Here is a 21,492-nt window from a genome sequence, read left to right as displayed (position 1 = left end):
AGGAAGTGTTTACATTGGCTATACCGTCTATTCCCGCATATGCGCTGCCGACAGCGTCAGATATGCCTGAAAATAAAGTATCGTGGACGCTGAATCCGAAACGCGCGGTGCTTCTGATCCATGACATGCAGAATTATTTCGTCGATGCTTTTGCGAAAGGTGAAGCTCCGATCACGGAGGCGGCTGAGAATATCAAAAAAATAAAAGAGCAATGCAAAGCACTCGGCATTCCGGTGGTGTATACCGCGCAGCCGGGCAGCCAAGACCCGGCGGACCGTGCGCTGCTGACGGATTTTTGGGGGCCGGGGCTAAAAAGCGGGCCTTATGAAGAAAAGGTCATTCCGGAGCTTGCCCCGGATGATCAGGACATTGTCCTCACAAAGTGGAGATACAGCGCGTTTAAACGGACGAATCTCCTTGAGATCATGCGTGAAAGCGGCAGAGACCAGCTCATGATTACGGGAATTTATGCACACATCGGCTGTCTCGTCACAGCCTGTGAAGCATTTATGGATGATATCCAAAGCTTCTTTATCGGAGACGCCGTTGCTGATTTTTCTTCAGAAAAACATAAGATGGCCATCGAATATGCGTCTCAGCGCTGCGCTTACACGGCTTTGACAAACGAAGTGCTGGAGCTGCTGGGCGGCGCGCCGGTTTCTGAAGGAGAAGAGAAGACTTCCGCCGTATTGACAAAAGACCGGGTGCGGGAACAAATTGCGGCGATTCTTCAAGAATCACCGTCTGATATTCCGGATCATGAAGACCTGCTGGACAGAGGTCTTGACTCCGTCAGAATCATGAGCCTTGTCGAACAATGGCGCCGTGACGGAGCTGAAGTGACGTTTGTGGAACTGGCGGAGAACCCGACGCTGGAAGAGTGGTGGAGACTTCTTTCTTCCCGATCTCAAAAAGTCTTGCCGAACGCAGATTATTTATAAAGGGAGAGAATAGAATGCATGATACACAACAGCTGCCTCTGACAGGCGCACAGGCCGGTATCTGGTTTGCGCAGCAGCTTGATCCTGATAATCCGATTTACAATACAGGCGAGTACGTTGAGATAAACGGCGCGATCGATGTGAACATATTTAAAACCGCTCTCGAACGCGTGCTGACGGAAGCCGCGTCATTACACGCCCGCTTCGAGGAGGGAGCAGACGGGCCGAAGCAGATCATCAATCCTCCATTTGAGGCTGCGATCGATGTCATAGATGTGAGTTCAGAAGCTGATCCGAAGCAGGCCGCACTCAGACTCATGCAGACAGATTTGGCTGAGCCCGTTGATATGGCGGCCGGGCCTTTGTTCCGCGACATTTTATTTCAGGCGGGACCGGAACGCTTTTTCTGGTATCAGCGCATTCACCACATTGCGATAGACGGCTACGGTTTTTCACTGCTGGCACGGCGTACGGCGCAAATGTACACCGCAATACGGGAAGGACGTCCGGATAACGGGCGCTCCTTCGGTTCTTTGGAGGATCTGGTAAAAGAAGATCAAGAGTACCGCGCGTCTGATCAATTCCTGAAAGATCGGGAATTTTGGATGGAGAAATTTGCGGATGAACCTGATGTCGTCAGTTTGGCAGAAAGAGCGCCGCGAACGTCAACACGTTTTCGGAGAAGCACGGCTTATCTTTCTGAAACGGCTTTACAGCATGTAAAAGCGATTCCGAACTGGCATGAAGCCGTCACGGCCGCAGCGGCGGTATATGTCCATCGGATGACAAACGCAGGGGATATCGTGCTCGGTTTACCGATGATGGGGCGGATCGGCTCAATTTCACTGAATATTCCGAGTATGGTCATGAATCTGCTGCCTTTGCGGCTTTCGCTCCGCCCGGATATGAATTTTCATGAGGCCGTCAGCCAAGTGGCAAAAGAAATCCGAAACATCCGGCGCCATCAGAAATACCGCCATGAAGACATGCGCCGCGACCTTAAATTGCTCGGAGAAAATCGCAGGCTGTTCGGCCCGCAAGTCAATGTGATGCCGTTTGACTACGCGCTTGATTTCGCCGGAGCGCCAGGGACCGTCCATAATTTATCAGCAGGACCCGTTGATGATTTGTCAATTAACGTTTACGACAGAGCGGACGGAAGCGGAATGCGTGTGGACTTTGATGCGAATCCGGAAGTGTACAGCGCCGAAGATATTGAAAACCATCAAAAACGATTCCTGCTTCTGTTGGAATCCGCTGTGAAAGACCAGACACAAAAAATCGGCACACTCAACCTTCTGCTTGAAAGTGAACGTCTCCGCGTACTGGAAAGCTGGAATGACACGCGCAAGGCCGAGAAGCAGAAAAGTCTGCCGGAGCTGTTTTACGAACAGGCCGTAAAAACACCGGACCGGCCGGCAATCATCACCGAAAACGAAGAGCTCAGCTATGCCGAATTGAACAAGCGCGTGAACCAGCTTGCCGGCATGCTAAAGGAAAAGGGGCTCGGACCGGAACAATTTGCCGCTTTGCTGCTTCCGCGGTCACAGGAGTTGGCCGTGAGCATGCTGGCCGTTTTGAAAACGGGAGCCGCATACCTGCCGCTTGATCCTGATTTTCCTTCTGAGCGGATCACATACATGCTCAAAGATGCACAGCCTGCATGCCTGATTACAACGATGGAATTATCCGGCCGCATGCCGGAAGACAGTGATGCAAAAAGGATCATTCTCGATGACCCGAATACGGTAAAAACCGTTGCCGCTCAAAATGCTGACTGTCCCGCTCAGGCGGAATGTTCGCCTTTGCACCCCGCTTATATCATTTATACATCGGGCTCAACGGGCAAACCGAAAGGCGTAGTCGTCACATTAAAAAGCGTAAGCAATTTCCTCTTATCCATGCGGGAAATGTTCCCGCTAGGCGAACAAGACCGCCTGCTTGCCGTTACGACTGCGGCGTTTGATATTTCCGGACTTGAACTCTTCCTTCCGCTCATCAGCGGGGCGGGGTGCGTCATCGCACGTAAAGAGACGATTCAGGAACCGCGGGCGCTTGCGCACATGATTCACTCATACGGTATTTCAATCATGCAGGCAACGCCGACATTGTGGCATTCATTAGTCACCAATGAACCGGATTCTCTCCGGGCGCTGCAGGTGCTTGTCGGAGGTGAGGCGCTTCCGAACGCGCTTATGCATGCTCTGCTTGAATCAGGCTGTACGGTGACGAATCTGTACGGGCCGACAGAAACAACAATCTGGTCGGCCGCACAGCCACTTGCAAAAGGCCATACAGGGGCGCCTCCGATCGGAAAGCCGATTTGGAACACGCGGGTATATGTGCTGGACGCCGCATTGCAGCCCGTCCCGCCGGGAATCGCGGGCGAGCTTTATATCGCGGGGGAGGGGCTTGCCAGAGGTTATTATAACCGTCCTGATTTAACAGCGGAAAGATTCATTGCCGATCCGTACGGGCCCGCGGGAGCGAGGATGTACCGGACGGGAGATCTCGTGCGCTGGCGTGAGGACGGCTCGCTTGATTATATCAGCAGAGCCGATCACCAAATTAAAATCCGCGGGTTCCGGATAGAATTAGGAGAAATTGAGTCAGTGCTGTCGAAATATCCGGGTATTTCGCACGTCGCCGTCATTGTCCGTGAAGACCAGCCCGGAGATAAGCGGCTGGCGGCTTACGCTGTCGCGGATCAGCCCCTTGATATCGGCGGACTTCGTGAATATATGGGCGAAAGCCTGCCGGATTATATGGTGCCGGGCGCGTTTGTACAGCTGGAAGAATTGCCGCTGACACCGAATAAGAAGCTCGATCGCAGCGCTCTGCCTGCACCTGATTTTTCCGCTGTCCTGTCTGACAGAGGGCCGCGGACGCCGCAGGAAGAAATATTATGCGATCTGTTTGCCGAGGTTCTCGGTCTCGCGCGGGTCGGAATTGATGACGGATTCTTTGAATTGGGCGGACATTCACTCTTAGCCGGACGCCTGATGAGCCGGGTCCGGGAGACGATGGGCGCAGAGCTTGGCATCGGACGTCTGTTTGATACGCCGACCGTTGCCGGGCTCGCCGCACAGCTTGACACCGCCAAGAGTGCGCGGCCTAAGCTCAAGCCGTTTGACCGGCCGGAGCACATCCCGCTGTCATTTGCGCAGCTGCGTCTATGGTTTCTCTACTGTCTTGAAGGGCCAAGCCCTACTTACAACATTCCGGTGATTGTCCGCATGTCAGGCAAGCTTGACCAATCAGCGCTGAAACACGCCTTTTACGATGTTGTCAGCCGTCATGAAAGCCTGCGCACCGTTTTTCCGGAAAATAAGGGATCATCTCATCAGCTCATTTTATCTGCTGAAGAAGCCCGCCCTGTGTTTACAGTGACACAAGCAGACAAAAACGAGCTCCAAGACATGCTTGCCGCTGCGGCACGATATCGGTTTGATCTCGCTAAAGAGCCGGCCGTCCGGGCTGAGCTGTTTGATCTTGGTGGCGGCGAGTATACGCTGATGATTCTCCTGCATCACATCGCAGGTGACGGCTGGTCCTTGAATCCGCTCATGCGTGACTTATCCGTAGCCTATATCGCCCGGCAAACAGGTGAAAAAGCAGAATGGGCGCCGCTGGCGATTCAATATGCGGATTATGCGCTTTGGCAGCAGCAGCTTTTAGGCAGCGCGTCTGATTCTGAGAGCTTAATTGCGCGCCAGCTGGATTTCTGGAAGAAAACGCTTGAAAATGTACCGGATCAGCTGGAGCTGCCGTCTGATTTTCCGCGTCCCGCTGAATCAAGCTACAGGGGCGGCGTCATTCCGGTCAACATCGGCCAAGAGCTACATGCCCGTCTTCTCTCACTTGCCAGAAATCAGCGCGTAAGCCTGTTTATGGTGCTTCAATCAGGGCTTTCCGCGTTACTGACCCGGCTCGGTGCAGGGACCGATATTCCGATCGGCAGTCCGATAGCCGGCCGCAGTGATGACGCATTAGGAGACCTTGTGGGTATGTTCATTAATACACTCGTACTGAGAACCGATACCTCTGGCGATCCGAGCTTTTGTGAGCTTCTTGAAAGGGTCAGGGAAATGAATCTCGCAGCATATGAACATCAGGACGTGCCGTTTGAACGTCTCGTGGAAGAATTGAATCCGGTTCGTTCCCGGTCAAGACATCCGCTGTTCCAAGTGATGCTCGCATTCCAAAATACGCCTGACCCTGTACTCAGTCTTCCTGATATGGAAACAAGCCTGCAAATCAGCAGTGTCGGATCGTCCAAATTTGATTTGACGCTGGAATTGGCTGAACAGCGCCATGACGACGGCACGCCTGCCGGTATTGAAGGCCTGCTGGAGTTCAGTACGGACTTATTTAGAAAAGAAACGGCTGAAGCACTTGCCGGACGCCTGCTTCTTCTGCTCGAAGATGCCGCATCACATCCGGAAAAACCGATCGGAAGCTTAACCATTCTTTCTGATGAAGAGCGCCGGAAGCTTTTGCCGGTTAAACGGGCAAAACAGCATATTCAGCCTCGGCAGACACTGCCTGAACTGTTTGAAATACAGGCCGCCGCAAAATCGGATGAAACGGCGGCAGTATTTGGAGAGAGCGGACTCACTTATAAAGAGCTGAATGAAAGAGCCAATCAGCTCGCGCACATGATGATTGCCCGCGGCGTCGGCCCGGAGCAGTTTGTCGCACTGGCGCTGCCGCGTTCTTTAGATATGATTGTCGGGCTGTTAGCCGTCCTGAAGACGGGGGCAGCGTATTTGCCGCTTGATCCTGATTATCCCGCGGACCGCATTGCTTTTATGTTACATGATGCCAAGCCCGTATTTATGCTTACCAACCGTGAAGGCGCAAGTAAGCTCTCTATCGAAAGCGGCATGCCGGCCTTCATCTTGGATGACCCGCAGAATAAAGAAACACTTCGGCAATATGCCGTCACGAACCCTGCGGACGCTGACCGGATTCGGCCGCTGTCACCGCTTCACCCGGCCTACGTCATTTACACGTCGGGATCAACAGGTGTGCCGAAAGGTGTCATCATTCCGCACAGCAATGTTATCCGGCTGTTTGAGTCGACGCGGCATTGGTATCACTTTCATTCTGATGATGTATGGACGATGTTTCACTCCTACGCTTTCGATTTCTCTGTCTGGGAAATGTGGGGGCCGCTGCTTCACGGCGGACGTCTCGTCGTCGTGCCGCATGACATCAGCAGATCGCCGGAAGCGTTTTTACATCTCCTCGTGAAAGAGCGGGTAACCGTGCTTAACCAAACGCCGTCAGCGTTTTACCAGCTGATGCATGCGGAAAAAGAACACAAAGAGCTGGGGCGTCAGCTCGCACTCAGATATATCATCTTCGGCGGCGAGGCGCTTGAGCTGAGCCGGCTTGAGGATTGGTACAGCCGCCACGCAGACAATCAGCCGGTGCTCGTGAATATGTACGGCATTACGGAAACGACGGTGCACGTCAGTTACCTTGAATTAGACAAAAACATTGCCGAGCTGAGAGCAAACAGCCTCATCGGCTGCGGCATTCCTGATCTGAACGTATATGTGCTTGATGACCGGCTGGAGCCTGTGCCCCCGGGCATCACGGGCGAAATGTATGTGGCCGGAGGAGGCGTGGCACGCGGTTACTTAGGGCGGCAAAGCCTGACCGCCGAACGCTTTGTGGCTGATCCGTACGGCCCGCCGGGAACGAGAATGTACCGGACGGGGGATTTAGCCCGTGTGCGGACGGACGGTTCTCTTGATTATATGGGCAGGGCGGACCACCAGATTAAAATCCGCGGATTCCGGATTGAATTGGGAGAAATCGAAGCGGTTCTCGTCAAACATCCGGATATCGAGGATGCCGCCGTAGTCGTCCGTGAAGACCGGCCGGGAGATAAACGGCTGGCCGCCTACCTTGTCCGATCTGCCGGCAGCACCTTGGACACGGGAAACATGCGCCGGTTTGCCGAAGAAAGCCTGCCGGATTACATGGTTCCGTCAGCTTTTGTCCAAATGAATGAACTGCCGCTGACACCGAATGGAAAGCTTGACCGAAAAGCGCTCCCTGCGCCTGACTTCCAAACGGAGGTCACCGGCCGGGGGCCGAGAACGCCGCAGGAAGAAATGCTGTGTGAGCTGTTCGCAGAGGTGCTTCACCTGCCGCGTGTCGGTATTGATGACAGATTCTTTGATTTAGGCGGCCATTCTTTGCTTGCGGTTCATTTAATGAGCCGTATTCGGGAAGCGATGGGAGCCGAGCTGAGTATCGGAACATTATTTGAAGCTCCTACGGTGGCAAGCCTTGCTGAAAGACTTGAGTCAGGAACGGGCGCAAGCGCGCTTGATGTTCTTCTTCCGCTCAGAACGGCAGGAGAAGAAACACCGTTGTTCTGTGTCCATCCGGCCGGCGGTCTCAGCTGGTGTTATGCCGGGCTGATGTCTTCTTTAGAGGCTGATTATCCGATATACGGCTTACAGGCGAGAGGCATCGGAAAAAAAGAATCGCTTCCGCAAAGCCTAGATGACATGGCGGCGGATTATATTGAAAAAATCCGTACCGTGCAGCCGAAAGGGCCGTACCGTCTGCTCGGCTGGTCTCTCGGAGGGAATGTCATTCAGGCCATGGCGACACAATTACAGAGCCGGGGTGAAGAGGTTTCGCTTTTGGTGATGCTTGACGCGTATCCGAATCATTTTCTGCCGATAAAAAATGCGCCTGATGACGAGGAAGCCGTCATCGCGCTGCTTGCCCTGGGAGGGTACGACCCGGACAGCCTCGGGGATCAGCCGCTTGATTTTGACACCGCGCTGACCATTCTCCGCCGTGAGGGAAGCGCATTAGCCAGCCTGGACGAGTCAGTGATGATGAATCTGAAAGACACGTACATTAATTCTGTCGGGCTGTTAGGAACATACAAGCCGAAGCCGTTCCACGGAGATGTGCTGTTCTTCAGATCAACGATTATTCCGGAGTGGTTTGACCCGATTGAGCCGGATACTTGGAAACCGTATATTACGGGGAAAATCGAGCGGTATGACTTAGACTGCCGCCATAAAGATATGTGCCAGCCGGGCCCGCTTGCCGACATCGGCGCGATTCTGGCAGAGAAATTAAACGGACGGCGTACAGTCCGGTAAAGAAAGGAAAGAGATGATATGACAAATCCATTTGAACGGGAAGACGGCTCATACCATGTGCTCGTCAATGCTGAAGGCCAGTACTCACTGTGGCCGGCCTATCTGGATGTGCCGGACGGCTGGGAAACCCGCCTCACGAATGAAACCCGCCCAGTTTGTCTCGAATATATTGAAACAAACTGGCGTGATATGAGGCCGGAAAGCCTGAAACAGGCCGAAGCCGCTAAAATGTAATAAGAAAAGCCTGCCGTTATTTCGGCAGGCTTTTTATGCGGACATCAGCCGTTAAGCTGTGTATGATCACAAAATGTATAAGGGTGGCCTTCTTCATCCGTGCACCATGACTGAGACAGAAAAGCCAAAAAGACCGCGGCCCACTGGTCTGCAAACTGGATTAAAATACCGCCGTCGTGCCACGTTCCGTTATCCTTCTTCCAGCGTGTATCAATTGGGTTTCCCTGATTCATATGAATATTATGCATGCCGTTTGTCGGCTTGAACCCGAAAATCTTATCAGCGCCCGGCTCCGGCCCGAATTTAGAGCCGTAAATATAGACGGTGGCTTTTTCTGATTTCGCTTTTTGCATGTACGTCTCAATAAAGTCATTTAAGTCATTATCCGGACCGGTGACTTCATGCGGGAGGGGCACCATGTTCCGGGGATCAAACAATCCGCCGCGGACATAATCCAGCGCCAGCTCACGGCTGGTTTCATCAATTGGGGTATATCCATACGGAATGTTGGGCAGCAGGGTGATCGCGCTTGCGTCAAAATGATCGCGTGCCGCATACAGAACCTCTGATTCTTTTGAACTTGACATGACATTGATCGCACAGCGATAGCGCGTATAAGGCTCGCCTAGCACCTCGACTTGAAAATGCGGAGAATCATCATCTGTTTCCCTTTTCATATCTGACACAGTGCCTTTTAATACACCATAGTGCTGAACAGCCATATGAATCCTCCTTTTTCTTCCGGGATATGAATTGATATTCGAGACAGGGGGCCGTTTTTCCTTTTATGAGAAAGAAAAAAGGACAGCCCGCTGATCAGGCTGTCCTCTTCATATCTATTAAGCTTTTGCAGCCGAACCTTGCATTGCTTTTTCAGCAGGCACGTAGTCATAGCCTAAGTCTTTGGCTACCGCTTCATACGTGACATGTCCGTTAGCCGTATTTAAGCCCGCTTTAAGCGCAGGGCTGTCTGCAATGGCTTGTGCCGCGCCTTTATTGGCGATTTGAAGCGCGTAAGGAACGGTTACATTCGTTAATGCGAGCGTAGACGTACGCGGTACGGCGCCCGGCATATTGGCGACAGCGTAGTGAACGACGCCGTGTTTTTCGTAAGTCGGATTATCGTGGGTTGTAATATGATCAACGGTTTCCACAATGCCGCCCTGATCGATGGCAACATCAACAATGACGGAACCCGGTTTCATTTGTTTAACCATTTCTTCCGTAACGAGAGTCGGCGCTTTGGCTCCCGGGATGAGCACGGCGCAGATCAGAAGATCCGCTTCCGCGACGGAATCTGCAATATTTACAGGGTTTGACATCAATGTTTTAATCTGATGCCCGAAAATATCATCAAGCTGACGCAGTCGGTCTGCGTTCAAATCGATCATTGTTACATCGGCACCGAGTCCGACAGCCATTTTCGCGGCATTTGTTCCGACGCCGCCTCCTCCGATGATCGTGACTTTTCCGCGGGATACACCCGGTACGCCGGCTAATAAAATTCCTTTTCCGCCCTTTGGTTTTTCAAGAAACTGAGCCCCGATCTGCGCGGCCATTCTGCCGGCCACTTCGGACATCGGCGTAAGCAGCGGAAGGGAACGTCCGTCCGTTACCGTTTCGTACGCGATAGCTGTCACGCCTTTTTCTGTAAGCGCTTTAGCTAATTCCGGCTCTGCAGCTAAATGAAGGTAAGTGAATAAGACCAGACCTTGACGGAAATACGCATACTCTTCAGCCAGCGGTTCTTTTACCTTCATGACCATTTCCGCATCCCATACTTGCTTTCTGTCCTCCAGAATTTCCGCCCCTGCTGATACGTAATCTTCATTTGTAAAGCCGCTTCCGAGTCCCGCTCCGGATTCCACAAGAACCCGATGGCCGTTTCCGATAAGCTGTGAAACGCCTCCAGGTGTTAAAGCCACTCGATTTTCATTGTTTTTGATTTCCTTTGGAACCCCGATAATCATGTCTGTTTCCCCCAATGTTTGTGTGATGTTTCAAGTGTAGCGCGATTTTTGCGAAAATTCTTTGTTTGAAACAGAAAATAAAAAAACACGGATTTGTGAAATTTCACGAACCCATGCTGCGAAGTTTGATATCAAGGTAAATCGTAAACTTTTCATTCACATTTTTTAAGTCGATTTCTGCGATCTGGCTGATTCTTTTCAGCCTGTAATTCAATGTATTGACATGGATGTTAAGCGCTTTAGCGGCGGTGTTGACGTTGCTGTCGGCATCAATAAAATGTTCGAGCGTTTTTACCATATCGGCTTGGTGCTCCCTGTCATACTGCTCAAGCTTTGAGAGGGAATAGTTCATATAGCCGCTGTGCTTGCGTTTTTCATCCAACACATCCAGGTACTGATAAATGCCGAGTTCCGAAAAGCTGAAAAGGTGTTTGGTTTCTCTCACAAACCGCTCTTTCGCTTTTAATACGGAAAGCGCTTCCTGATAGGAGCGGTAAACATAAGAAATCGATTCGTAAATACCGCCGACCGCAATCGACGCATCCTCAATTTTATATCGTTCCTTCAGCTGTTTTTGAATATGAAGGGCGAAGTGCTTTACATCTTTAAAAGGCTGATCGGTTTTCGGCGCGGCTAATAAGATTAATTCATTTGAATCAACAGTCGCCAGCATGACATGAATCTGCTGTGTCGTTTCCTGCAAATATTGCAGCTGCTGTTCCGTCTTTTCAGTCAGCTCATCATGTAAACGGATGATCATGACGCTGAACACGGACGGCAGCGCCATCCCGAGCTTATGAAACCCTTCGGCCATTTCGGCTTCCTGATAAATATGGCCGGTCAGCATTTTCCAAAAAAACTCCTGGCCCCGCTCTTCGATTTTCGTTTTGCGGATCTGCAGGTGCAAAAGCTTGTTCCGCACCGCTTTGGCTGCCAGCTGAAGTGTCTTCAGATCTTCGTCATTGAGCTTTTTTTTGATCTCAAGCGCCCAAATAAATCCGAGAACCTGACTGTTTTTCCAGATGGAAATCGCCACGCGGTTGCTCAGGCCCACCTCGTCGATTTCTTTCACTTTGATCGGCTGGTCCGTTTTTAAAAGGGCCGGAATGGTTCCGTCTTTCCAGAGTTTGTTGATGACTTTTTCCGGCACCCTCCGCCCGATAATCGTCGACGTCCGGGCCGGATCTGTACAATCGCTGTGCGTGCTGTATGCAAGCAGTTTATGATTAACGTCTTCTATTGTAATGGGGCATTGAAGAACTTCACTGATATGGTCGGCAACATCTTCAAGCCTGTCGAAACTGTACTTAAATGGATCCTTTGGATTGGTCATCTGTATCCCTACTTTTTCATAGCTTCATATCTTGATCTTACCATCTTGCTTTTCAGACTGAAAGGCATCTTTGCAGGGAAATAGACTAGGACAATAAGATCATTCGATGAAAACGAAAATAATAAGAAAATCATACTACTATATTTACAAAATGTGTAAATGTGACGAAAAATCCAATATATCATAAGACTCATTTTGTAAAATTAAAACAGATTTGTTTGACTGTGCCGAATGGTTGTTTTTATAATAATGACGTTCAAAAAATAAGTGAATTAGCCCATATTTAGGCTGATGACACAGGAGGGTATAAGGAATATGTCTGGATTAATTCGTGTCACACCCGAAGAGCTAAGAGCGATGGCTAAGCAATATGGCGTTGAAAGTCAGGAAGTCATGAATCAGGTTGACCGCCTGAACCGCATGATTTCTGATTTGAAAGGCATGTGGGAAGGTGCTTCAAGTGAAGCATTCGCAGATCAATATGAGCAGCTGAAACCTTCATTTATTAAAATGTCTGAATTGCTTCAAGATGTGAATCATCAGCTCGATCAAACGGCAAATACGCTTGAGTCTACTGACCAAGATATCGCTAACCAAATTCGCGGATAATAAGATGAATGAAGAAACGGAGCGCCTGATTCAATCAAGAAGACGGCGCTCTTTCTATGTAAGGGTGATATGAATATGTATATCGATATTACAATAGATTTAACACATTATAACGGCAGCGTCTTCGATCTCAGATTGTCAGATTACCATTCTGTGAAAAAAGTCATTGATATTGCCCGGCAGGCTCAGCATGTATCCGTTCCGCCGCGTGAAGGCTATTGGATCAGAGTGGTCAATAAAGAAGCGGTTTTTTCCGGAGAACAAAAGCTATCTGACTGCGGCATTACGAACGGAGACCGCCTTGAAATTTTATGAAAGGACATGGTGGAATGACAGGTCATAACAGATCTTATTTAGAAACAGAATTAGACGCCGTCCGGGAAGAAACCGAATCAGGCTTCACGTTCACCTTCCAGCGGGAAAAAATCAAGCTTCTTGACGGGCTGGAAGCAAACGTGATTAAAGATGCTGATCCTTTTTTTCAAAAAGAGGTCTCAGTTTCAGAAGACGAAGTAACCATCACAATCAAACCTCCTTCTTCTTATCAGGCTTTCCGCTATATAAAAGGAAAAGATAAAAAAAGCAGGTGGCAATTTGCCTACCGTCTCGTCCAAGCCGTGAAACAGCATAAGCTGAAACGTCTCAATCTGATTGCCGCCCCTGAAAATATCGTGTTTGATAAAGCGCTGACGCCTTACTTTCTTCATTACGGCGTAAAGGAAAGCCTTCCGCCTTATGAGGAAGATAGAGAAAGGGTGTTAAAAGAGCTCAAAGCCTGTGCGGCGCTTGCAGCTGACGGGGCGTACAACTTCGATGAATATTTGAAGTACAAGGAGACGCTTCACTTCTCTCCTGAGGTGAAAAGCGTGCTAGAGGCGGAGACGATTGAAGAACTGGAAGAAACCATTCAAACCGCAATTGATTCCCTCGAAGAAAGGGACAAGACATACATAAAACTGCCGAAAAAGAAATGGAAAATCCAAAGATACGCCGGTCTGGCGCTTGCCGTCCTCCTTGTGCCGACACTTCTTTACTCCTTATACGTTCTGTTTTTCGCCCAGCCGAAGCAAGAGGCAATTACGGAAAGCAACCGCTATTTTTTAAATCAGCAGTACAGCAAAGTCATTGACACACTCGCCAAATACGATGCGGAAAGCCTCCCGGAATCTGTCCAGTACGAGCTTGCTTCCTCTTATGTGGCAGTTGAAAATCTGAGGGAAGAGCAGCGGAAAAACATCGGGAATCTGGTCACGCTGCAATCAGACCCGAAGCATTTCCTTTATTGGATTGATATCGGCAGAGGGGAAAATGAAGAAGCCATCAAAATCGGCCGCAATCTTGAGTACAACCCGTACATCTGGCTCGGACTTACAAAATATAAACAGCAATTATTAGCGGATGACAGTATGAAAGACGACGAAAAGCAGAAAGAACTGGACGCCGTGGAAAGCGAGCTTGCGAAGGCGAAAAAAGAGGCGGAGGAGCAGCATAAAGAAGCGGAGGAAAACGGTGACACCGCCGAAGCTTCCGCCGGACAGGATGAAAGCAAACAAGACAAAGCGAAAGATAACAAAGAGAACGACAAGAAAGATGAGAAAAAAGATGAAAAAAAATAACAGCACACATCAAATGGCCGCAGGTAACGATCAGGCTGTCAGGAGGTTCGCCATATGAGTCTGTTATGGGTCTTTTACCGAGAGCACGTACAAAAGATTCAGCTGTCTGAACTCCCGCCGTCTCAGCCGATTACGATCGGTCCGGATATGAAAGATACAATCACGGTCGGCACACTTCCGTTACGGCAAAACGCCGCAACCCTTTATCGAAAAGAAACAGATCGTTATGATGTTTTCCTGGGAAATAACTGTGCCGGCGAATTGACAATAGGAAATGAAATGCCCTGCCGGATTGAAGAAGAGACGATGCGGCTTCTGCTCACCCCTGACAAAGAAGAATCCTCCGTTTATTTTATCGGCGGGAAGGATGAGATCGTTTTCTCATCAGAAACAGAGGAAGCGGATATATACAAAGAGCCGTCCTCCGCTCAAACAGGGGCTTTTTATCTGCGAAAGTCGGGAGGATGCTGGTCTGTCGTCCCTGATGGCCAGGACGTTTATGTGAACGGAAAACTTGCAGAAGCTCCCGAAAGGCTCCGGACGGGAGATGAGCTGCTGTGGAATTTTCTGCGTGTGAGGCTGACGGAGGACGACCTTTTAGAAATCGTTCATCACGAAAAGCTTCAAACCGGTTTAACCAAAACGGTAAAACCAAGCACCGAAATGAAAAAGAAATACCCGCAATATCGAAGAACGCCGCGTATGGTCTACGATCTTCCAGAAGACCGCGTTTCATTCAGCTTTCCCTCGCAGGAAAGCGAACAGAATAACCGGGGGCTGTGGCTCGTCATTCTGCCTCCTTTGGTCATGCTGATTGTAATGGGGGTTGTCGCCATTATACAGCCGAGGGGCATATTCATCCTTGTCTCTTTGGCGATGTTTATGATGACTCTCATTACGTCCACCGTGCAGTATTTCCGTGAAAAAAACCAGCGGAAAAAACGGGAGGAAAAACGGGAGCGTGTGTACAAGCAGTATTTAGAAAGCAAGCGGAAAGAGCTTCAGACGCTGTCGGAAAAACAGCTGCAAGTGCTGACGCATCATTTTCCCCCGTTTGAAAAAATGAAATATTTAACTTCTGAAATCAGCGGCCGCATTTGGGAGAAATCGCTGGATAGCAGGGATTTTCTGATGCTTCGGCTCGGAACGGGCACGGTCCCGGCAAGCTACGAGATTTCAATGAGCGGCGGAGACCTGGCGAACCGTGATGTGGATGACTTGATGGAGCAGTCGCAGCACATGCAGCGTGTGTATAAAGATATCCGCCATGCGCCCGTGACCGTTGATTTACAAGAAGGGCCGATGGGGCTTGTCGGGAAACCCCAGATCGTCAAAAATGAAATTCACCAGCTGATCGGCCAGCTCGCGTTCTTCAACAGCTACCATGACCTGCGATTTGTCTTTATCTTTCATGAGGACGAATATAAGGAATGGGAATGGATGAAGTGGCTGCCGCAATTTCAGCTGCCTCATATGTATGCGAAAGGATTTATTTACAATGAACAGACCCGCGATCAATTGTTATCGTCCATTTACGAGCTGCTGCGTGAGCGGGATTTGGAAGAAGATAAAGAAAAGAAGATCTTCCAGCCGCATTTTGTCTTTGTCATCACAAATCAGCAGCTGATCGCAGAACACGTCATTTTAGAATACATCGAAGGCCGGCATGAGCATCTCGGCATCTCGGCAATCATCGCCGCGGAAACGAAGGAAAGCCTGGCGGAAAACATCCACACCCTCGTCCGCTACATTAATGAAGATGAGGGAGACATTCTCATTCAGCAGAAAAAAGCGGTGCAGATCCCGTTTAAGCTGGACAGGCATGAACGGACAAACAACGAGCGGTTTTCCCGGACGCTTCGGACATTGCACCATCAGGTCGGAATGACGAATTCCATTCCTGAAACGGTCTCATTTCTGGAGCTGTTCCATGCGAAGGAAGTAAAAGAAATCGGCATCAGGCAGAAGTGGGAAACAAGTGAGTCTGCAAAATCGCTGGCTGTTCCGATCGGCTATAAAGGAAAAGACGACATCGTCTATTTAAACCTGCATGAAAAAGCGCACGGGCCGCACGGATTGCTGGCGGGAACGACCGGCTCCGGGAAAAGTGAATTTCTGCAAACGTACATCCTGTCATTGGCCGTTCATTTCCACCCGCATGAAGCGGCGTTTTTGCTGATTGACTATAAGGGCGGAGGAATGGCCCAGCCGTTCCGCAAGATGCCGCACCTTCTCGGGACCATCACGAATATTGAAGGAAGCAGAAACTTCAGTATCAGGGCGCTTGCATCCATTAAGAGCGAGCTGAAAAAACGGCAGCGGCTGTTTGATCAATATCGCGTCAATCACATCAATGACTATACAAAGCTGTATAAACAGGGAGAAACGGAGATTCCGATGCCGCACCTGTTTTTGATTTCAGATGAATTCGCCGAGCTGAAAAGCGAAGAGCCTGACTTTATCAGGGAGCTTGTCAGCGCGGCCCGCATCGGACGGAGCCTTGGTGTGCATTTAATTCTCGCCACGCAAAAGCCGGGCGGCATCATTGACGACCAAATATGGAGCAACTCACGCTTTAAGGTCGCGCTGAAAGTGCAGGATGCAAGTGACAGTAAAGAAATCCTGAAAAACAGTGATGCGGCGAATATTACGGTCACCGGACGCGGCTACTTGCAAGTCGGAAATAACGAAGTGTATGAGCAGTTCCAGTCTGCCTGGAGCGGCGCCCCTTACATGGAAGATGTATACGGCACCGAGGATGACATTGCCATCGTTACCGACACCGGCTTAATTCCGCTGTCTGAGGTGGACGCGGATGATGCGGCGAAAAAAGACGCCCCGGCAGAAATAGAAGCCGTAGTCGAAGAAATCGAGCGGATTCAAAATGAAATGGGCATTGAAAAGCTGCCGAGCCCGTGGCTTCCGCCGCTTGCCGAACGTATCCCGCGCACGCTTTACCCTGCGCAGGAAAAAGACCGCTTCTTCATCGCCTGCGTTGATGAGCCTGATCAGCAAAGACAGGCGCCTCTCGCTTATACGATGATGGATGACGGCAACATCGGCATTTTCGGCTCATCCGGCTACGGCAAGTCAGTGGCTGCCATCACCTTCCTGATGAACTTCGCGGAAGGATACACGCCGGAAGAGCTTCATATGTACATCTTTGATTTCGGAAACGGCACGCTTCTGCCATTGGCAAAGCTTCCGCACACCGCAGACTATTTCTTAATGGATCAAATGAGAAAGATCGAAAAATTCATGATCCGCATCAAGGAAGAAATCGAGCGGCGGAAACGGCTGTTCAGAGAAAAAGAAGTCAGTCATATCAAAATGTACAATTCGCTCAGTGAAGAAGAGCTGCCGTTTATATTTATCACAATTGACAATTTCGACATCGTCAAAGATGAAATGCATGAATTAGAAACGGAATTTATCCAGATTTCACGCGACGGGCAAAGCTTAGGCATTTACTTCCTGCTGACCGCAACGAGGGTAAACGCCGTCCGCCAATCGCTGTTAAACAACATAAAAACGAAAGTCGTCCATTATTTAATGGATCAGTCAGAAGGATACTCCATTTACGGGCGTCCGCCGTTCAGTCTCGAACCGATCCCGGGCCGCGTCATGATCCAAAAAGAAGAACTGTATTTCGCGCAAATGTTTCTTCCGGCTGAAGCGGAAAATGACCTCGAGATGTTCCAGGCGCTGAAAGCAGATGTCAAAGCATTAGCTGAGCGCCACGCCGGAACAGCCGGCCCAGACCCGATTCCGATGCTTCCGGATAGGCTGACGGCCGGCGAATTTTCACTCCGTCTCGGCCCGGATCAAGAACCGTTCCGCATTCCTGTCGGGCTTCATGAGGAAAAGGTCAGCCCTGTGTACTTTGATCTGGGCAAAAATAAGCATTGCCTTATCTTAGGCCAGACACAGCGTGGAAAAACAAACATCCTGAAAGTGATGCTGAATCACCTGCTGCGTGAAGGTACGGAACGGGTCGGGCTGTTTGACTCGATTGACCGCGGACTGTCGCAGTATGCGCAGGAAACAAAGGTCAGCTATCTGGACACAAAAGAAGACGTCCGGCAGTGGATCGAAACGGCAGAAGCTATTTTCACGGAGCGCGAAGCTCAGTATGCGCAGGCCGTCAAAAATGGCGATGTGCACAAACTCAGTTTCTCTCCGGTCGTGTTAATGGCCGACGGCATTACAAGATTCCAGCAGACGATCGACACCGCCATTCAGGACAAACTGGCGTTGTTTATGAAATCTTACGCGCATGTGGGCTTCAGTTTTATCCCGGCGGGCAATCACAGCGAATTCTCAAAAGGCTATGATTCCTTAACGACGGAAATGAAACAGATCCGCCACGCGATGCTGCTTGTGAAAAAATCCGAACAAAATGTCATTCCGCTGCCTTACCAAAGGCAGGAACCGGACATTCAGCCGGGCTTCGGCTATTTGGTTGAAAACGGGAAGGAGCAAAAAATCCAAATACCTTTATGTTCAGCGGAAAGGGAGGCCGTCAGATGACTGAACAACGAAAAAGCCTGATCAAATTAATAGCCGCGGTCGTCATCATTCTGCTGCTGCCGGTGCTGTTTTTCCGGTTTATCGGCGATGACCCGGGAAAACAAAAAATCAACGCCACCCGCCAAATCGCAGTCGTGAATGAAGACATGGGCTTACAAACAGATGAAAATGAGGAAGAGGAATCCGTCCATTTCGGTAAAGAAGTAGCGGCCGCTCTCGGCGGCCGTCCGGATTATTCATGGACGGTTGTCAACAGGAGCGCGGCTGAAAACGGTCTGGCGGCTAAGAAGTATGACGCCGTCGTTTACATTCCATCCGATTTTTCAAAAGACATCTTAAGCTATGACAAGGAGCGTCCGCAAAAAGCCACGCTGACATTCAATATTCAAAGCAACCTGAACGCCGTCAACAAAGAAAAGGTGCAGCGTGAGCTAGAAGACGCCCAAAAATCAATGAATAAAAAAATGTCGGCATTATATTGGAATTTCGTCTCACAAAAAGTGAACAATGTCCGAGGCGATTTTGACAAGATCGTCAATAAAGAATCAGAGTTTCAAAACGTCATGTACAACTTTTACAAGCCGAGCTCCAATGACTTGGCAGGTGAAATCAAACGGCAAAAAGACCTGATTGACGAACTGAAAAAATCAATGAATGAAGCGCAGGGCGCGGCAAAAGAAAAATTGACTTCGGCAGATGAAGCCAAAACCACGCTTAAAGACTTTGCCGACACGGTCGAGCGCTATAAACAATATCAAGAAAATCAGAAAAAACTGCTGATGGCCGCGCAGGAACAAAACCAAAAGCAAATCACAGCCGGACTGAATGCCATTAAAGCACAGCAGGCCGCCAACCAGTTCAGCACGATGATGAGCGGGCTGTCTTCAGGCATAAACCGGGCGCAGACACAGCTTGACCAGACGGGATCGGCTCTTCTTGCCGCCCAACAGGTGAGAGAAGCGCAGGTTCCTGAGCAGGAACACGGGATGGCAGATATTCAATCCAATTTACTGAACAATTTTTTGACTCAATATAAAGCTCAAGCAAGATTTGAAACACTGAACAGTATCCAAACCCTTATGAAAAGGGATCGGCAGGCTTTAACCGTTCCGGAAAAGGACCCGGGGGATGACGGATCGGATGAACCGAAAGAAGAAGAAAAACCGGAAGAAGAAAAACCCGGCGATCTGAAAATGGATCTTGACGATCAGCGTGACGAATTAAAGCGCATCTCCGCTGAAATCAATGACATTTCTGACGGATTAAAAGAACCGGAAAAAGAAAATCCGGCCCCTGAAAAACCGGGCCAAGGCGATGACGGTGAAAACTCCGGCGATACCGATCCGAATAACGGAACAAATCCCGGAGAAGACGGAAAAACGGAAGACGGCACAAAAGAAGAGCAGCCTGCTTCCGATAACACAGGCGATCAGGAGCCAAAAACCGTCCAGACCGCCACTGCCGCTAAAAACGTCACTCCGCCTGCTGATGAGCCGGCGGACGATCCAAACGATTCTGAAGGGGACGGCGGCACGGACATATCTGAGGCGAAAGAAAGGCTGAACCAAGCCGCAGAGCGCATTCAGCAAATTGAAAAAGAGCTGGAAGAGAAACAGCAGACTCATAATGAAGAACTGAAAAAACGTCTCGATGCTCTTGATGAAGAAATCCAAGGCCTTCAAGACCAGATTGATGACGTCAAAAAACGTGCAAAGAAAAAGCTAGAGGAATTGAAAGAAACGAGAAAACAAGACTTCAATACCGTTTACAGATTGATTGTAAGAACAGAACAGAACATTTTGAACTACCCGTCATTGGATAGCGGCCGCAAATCTGCTCTTGAACAGATATTTGCCGCTGACATCAATACAAAAGAAATATCCGATTTAATGAGTTACTATAATGATTTATCCCTGTATGAGGCGACACTTTATCACTCTCTTGACGCGGGCTCGCTGCCTGATGTGAAAAACAGGGTGCTGAAAGCCCAGCAAGGCGAAGTCCAAACCGTTCTTGCCATCAAACCGGTGGAAACGGCAAGCTGGGAAAACCTGAAAAACAACAAGATGCAGACAGATGAAGACATCAGCAATTTCATTAAAGGCATGACCGAATTCTCGGATAACTACAGTACCTATATCAGAGATGAACAAGCCGGAGTGCTCGATGAGCTCGCCAGCATTTCAGACAGCGCGGCGAAAGCATCCGATCAGCTGGCTGAAGGCGCCGTGCAGGAAGCGGCCGCGTTCAGCGGAGACGGATTAACCGGAACGATGGCGCTCGGCGCTCAGGATACCGTCGGCCGCGAAGTCCTGCAAATGTCTGACACGATGGGCCATCTGTCAGAACGCCAGTCCGGCATCATCAGCTATACCGACAATATGCAGCAAAGCGTAAATGACGTCCAGCATAAAGCGGACACCCTGAACAGCAACTGGGGCAAAAACGTCAATTCCACGAAATTGATCAGAAATGACGTGTACGGCATTTTAGGGAACGCGCTCGTTGACGGACAGGAAAACGGCTATGTTTACGATTATCTCGCCAACCCGCTTAAAATCAGCGGAGAGGTGCCGGAAGACCGGGTTCAGAATGTTCCGCCGGTCGTCATTTTGGTAATCGTTCTGATCAGCAGTCTTCTGATCGGCTATTTCAGCTCGTATTATCAGCAGGCGCCGCTTCTTGTCAAAGGCGCGCTCTTTGGGATTTTAAACATTATGGTCGGATTGATGATCAGTCTGTTCGGTCTGAATATCTACTCGCTTCCGGACGATCAGACCATTAAATGGTCAGTCTTTACGATTCTCTTGCTTGCGGCGAGTTCAGCTTTTATCCGGGCAGCCTTTGTCTTCAGCTCAATCACCGGATGGATTGCATCATCTGCGCTCATTCTCTTTTATGTGGCGCCTTTGATCGACCTGATTATGCCGAACTTCACCTTTGACAGTCCGGTTTCGAAAGTCTATATCGATATTCAATACGGAACGGGCCATCTGTTTGCGATGGGGGTAACGGTTCTTGCGATCATTACGCTGATTGCGGCGGCGCTTCCGCTCGTCATTCGGCTGTTTGCGGAAAAAACGGAGGAAAGTGATCAGTCTTATGAGGCGTAACACG

11 protein-coding genes are annotated in these 21,492 nt (G+C 49.9%); 8 read left to right on the top strand and 3 right to left on the bottom strand.

Features of this window, described 5'->3' with window-relative positions; translation table 11 throughout:
- Positions 1 to 14 precede the first annotated feature (14 nt).
- Genes NYE42_RS15895 through NYE42_RS15885 form a run of 3 tightly spaced genes read left to right on the top strand, consistent with a single transcriptional unit; the run spans position 15 to position 8,317 of the window.
- Complete coding sequence (locus NYE42_RS15895) at positions 15 to 941, top strand: isochorismatase (protein ID WP_033574909.1); 927 nt, start codon at positions 15 to 17, stop codon at positions 939 to 941.
- 14 nt (positions 942 to 955) lie between these two features.
- A complete protein-coding gene (locus NYE42_RS15890; RefSeq protein ID WP_352426579.1) occupies positions 956 to 8,083 on the top strand; it encodes an amino acid adenylation domain-containing protein in 7,128 nt (2,375 codons plus the stop codon).
- Between the two features lie 18 nt (positions 8,084 to 8,101).
- Positions 8,102 to 8,317, top strand: a complete 216-nt coding sequence (locus NYE42_RS15885) for an MbtH family protein (RefSeq protein WP_007408694.1) — start codon at positions 8,102 to 8,104, stop codon at positions 8,315 to 8,317.
- Positions 8,318 to 8,361: 44 nt separating this feature from the next.
- On the opposite strand, the gene NYE42_RS15880 is transcribed toward NYE42_RS15885, so the two are convergent.
- The 3 genes from NYE42_RS15880 to NYE42_RS15870 all read right to left on the bottom strand — a co-directional run bounded on the left by NYE42_RS15880 (position 8,362) and on the right by NYE42_RS15870 (position 11,620).
- Positions 8,362 to 9,039: a YukJ family protein gene (locus NYE42_RS15880; RefSeq protein WP_342497055.1), complete on the bottom strand. Its 678-nt coding sequence runs from the start codon at positions 9,037 to 9,039 to the stop codon at positions 8,362 to 8,364.
- Between the two features lie 117 nt (positions 9,040 to 9,156).
- Complete coding sequence (gene ald / locus NYE42_RS15875) at positions 9,157 to 10,287, bottom strand: alanine dehydrogenase (protein ID WP_003152011.1); 1,131 nt, start codon at positions 10,285 to 10,287, stop codon at positions 9,157 to 9,159.
- Positions 10,288 to 10,390: 103 nt separating this feature from the next.
- Positions 10,391 to 11,620: a PucR family transcriptional regulator gene (locus tag NYE42_RS15870; RefSeq protein WP_007408691.1), complete on the bottom strand. Its 1,230-nt coding sequence runs from the start codon at positions 11,618 to 11,620 to the stop codon at positions 10,391 to 10,393.
- Positions 11,621 to 11,935: 315 nt separating this feature from the next.
- On the opposite strand from NYE42_RS15870, the gene NYE42_RS15865 reads away from it, so the two are divergent.
- The 5 genes from NYE42_RS15865 (at position 11,936) to esaA (ending at position 21,488) form a co-directional block, all read left to right on the top strand.
- Positions 11,936 to 12,229 carry a WXG100 family type VII secretion target gene (locus NYE42_RS15865; protein ID WP_003152013.1) on the top strand — a complete coding sequence of 98 codons (294 nt, stop codon included), beginning with the start codon at positions 11,936 to 11,938 and terminating at the stop codon, positions 12,227 to 12,229.
- A 75-nt stretch (positions 12,230 to 12,304) separates the two neighbouring features.
- Positions 12,305 to 12,544 (top strand): EsaB/YukD family protein, encoded by a 240-nt coding sequence (locus tag NYE42_RS15860; protein WP_007408690.1) that lies wholly within the window; start codon positions 12,305 to 12,307, stop codon positions 12,542 to 12,544.
- Between the two features lie 14 nt (positions 12,545 to 12,558).
- On the top strand, positions 12,559 to 13,845 hold the full coding sequence (gene essB / locus NYE42_RS15855) for a type VII secretion protein EssB (RefSeq protein WP_352426578.1): 1,287 nt from the start codon (positions 12,559 to 12,561) through the stop codon (positions 13,843 to 13,845).
- 54 nt (positions 13,846 to 13,899) lie between these two features.
- Complete coding sequence (gene essC / locus NYE42_RS15850) at positions 13,900 to 18,375, top strand: type VII secretion protein EssC (protein ID WP_352426577.1); 4,476 nt, start codon at positions 13,900 to 13,902, stop codon at positions 18,373 to 18,375.
- Complete coding sequence (gene esaA / locus NYE42_RS15845) at positions 18,372 to 21,488, top strand: type VII secretion protein EsaA (RefSeq protein WP_144664244.1); 3,117 nt, start codon at positions 18,372 to 18,374, stop codon at positions 21,486 to 21,488. The genes essC and esaA overlap by 4 nt, the downstream gene beginning before the upstream one ends.
- The last annotated feature ends 4 nt before the right edge of the window (positions 21,489 to 21,492 follow it).

It is taken from the genome of Bacillus sp. FSL K6-2865, from assembly GCF_040311405.1.
Classification (GTDB): domain Bacteria; phylum Bacillota; class Bacilli; order Bacillales; family Bacillaceae; genus Bacillus; species Bacillus velezensis.
The sequence above is the reverse complement of the archived record's forward strand: the minus strand, read 5'-3'. Positions and strand labels throughout refer to the sequence as shown.

Bases quoted from the DNA above. Each gene is read 5' to 3' on its own strand.
- NYE42_RS15890 (WP_352426579.1), top strand. From the start codon at position 956: ATGCATGATACACAACAGCTGCCTCTGACAGGCGCACAGGCCGGTATC.
- NYE42_RS15885 (WP_007408694.1), top strand. From the start codon at position 8,102: ATGACAAATCCATTTGAACGGGAAGACGGCTCATACCATGTGCTCGTC.
- NYE42_RS15880 (WP_342497055.1), bottom strand. From the start codon at position 9,039: ATGGCTGTTCAGCACTATGGTGTATTAAAAGGCACTGTGTCAGATATG.
- ald (WP_003152011.1), bottom strand. From the start codon at position 10,287: ATGATTATCGGGGTTCCAAAGGAAATCAAAAACAATGAAAATCGAGTG.
- NYE42_RS15870 (WP_007408691.1), bottom strand. From the start codon at position 11,620: ATGACCAATCCAAAGGATCCATTTAAGTACAGTTTCGACAGGCTTGAA.
- NYE42_RS15865 (WP_003152013.1), top strand. From the start codon at position 11,936: ATGTCTGGATTAATTCGTGTCACACCCGAAGAGCTAAGAGCGATGGCT.
- NYE42_RS15860 (WP_007408690.1), top strand. From the start codon at position 12,305: ATGTATATCGATATTACAATAGATTTAACACATTATAACGGCAGCGTC.
- essB (WP_352426578.1), top strand. From the start codon at position 12,559: ATGACAGGTCATAACAGATCTTATTTAGAAACAGAATTAGACGCCGTC.
- essC (WP_352426577.1), top strand. From the start codon at position 13,900: ATGAGTCTGTTATGGGTCTTTTACCGAGAGCACGTACAAAAGATTCAG.
- esaA (WP_144664244.1), top strand. From the start codon at position 18,372: ATGACTGAACAACGAAAAAGCCTGATCAAATTAATAGCCGCGGTCGTC.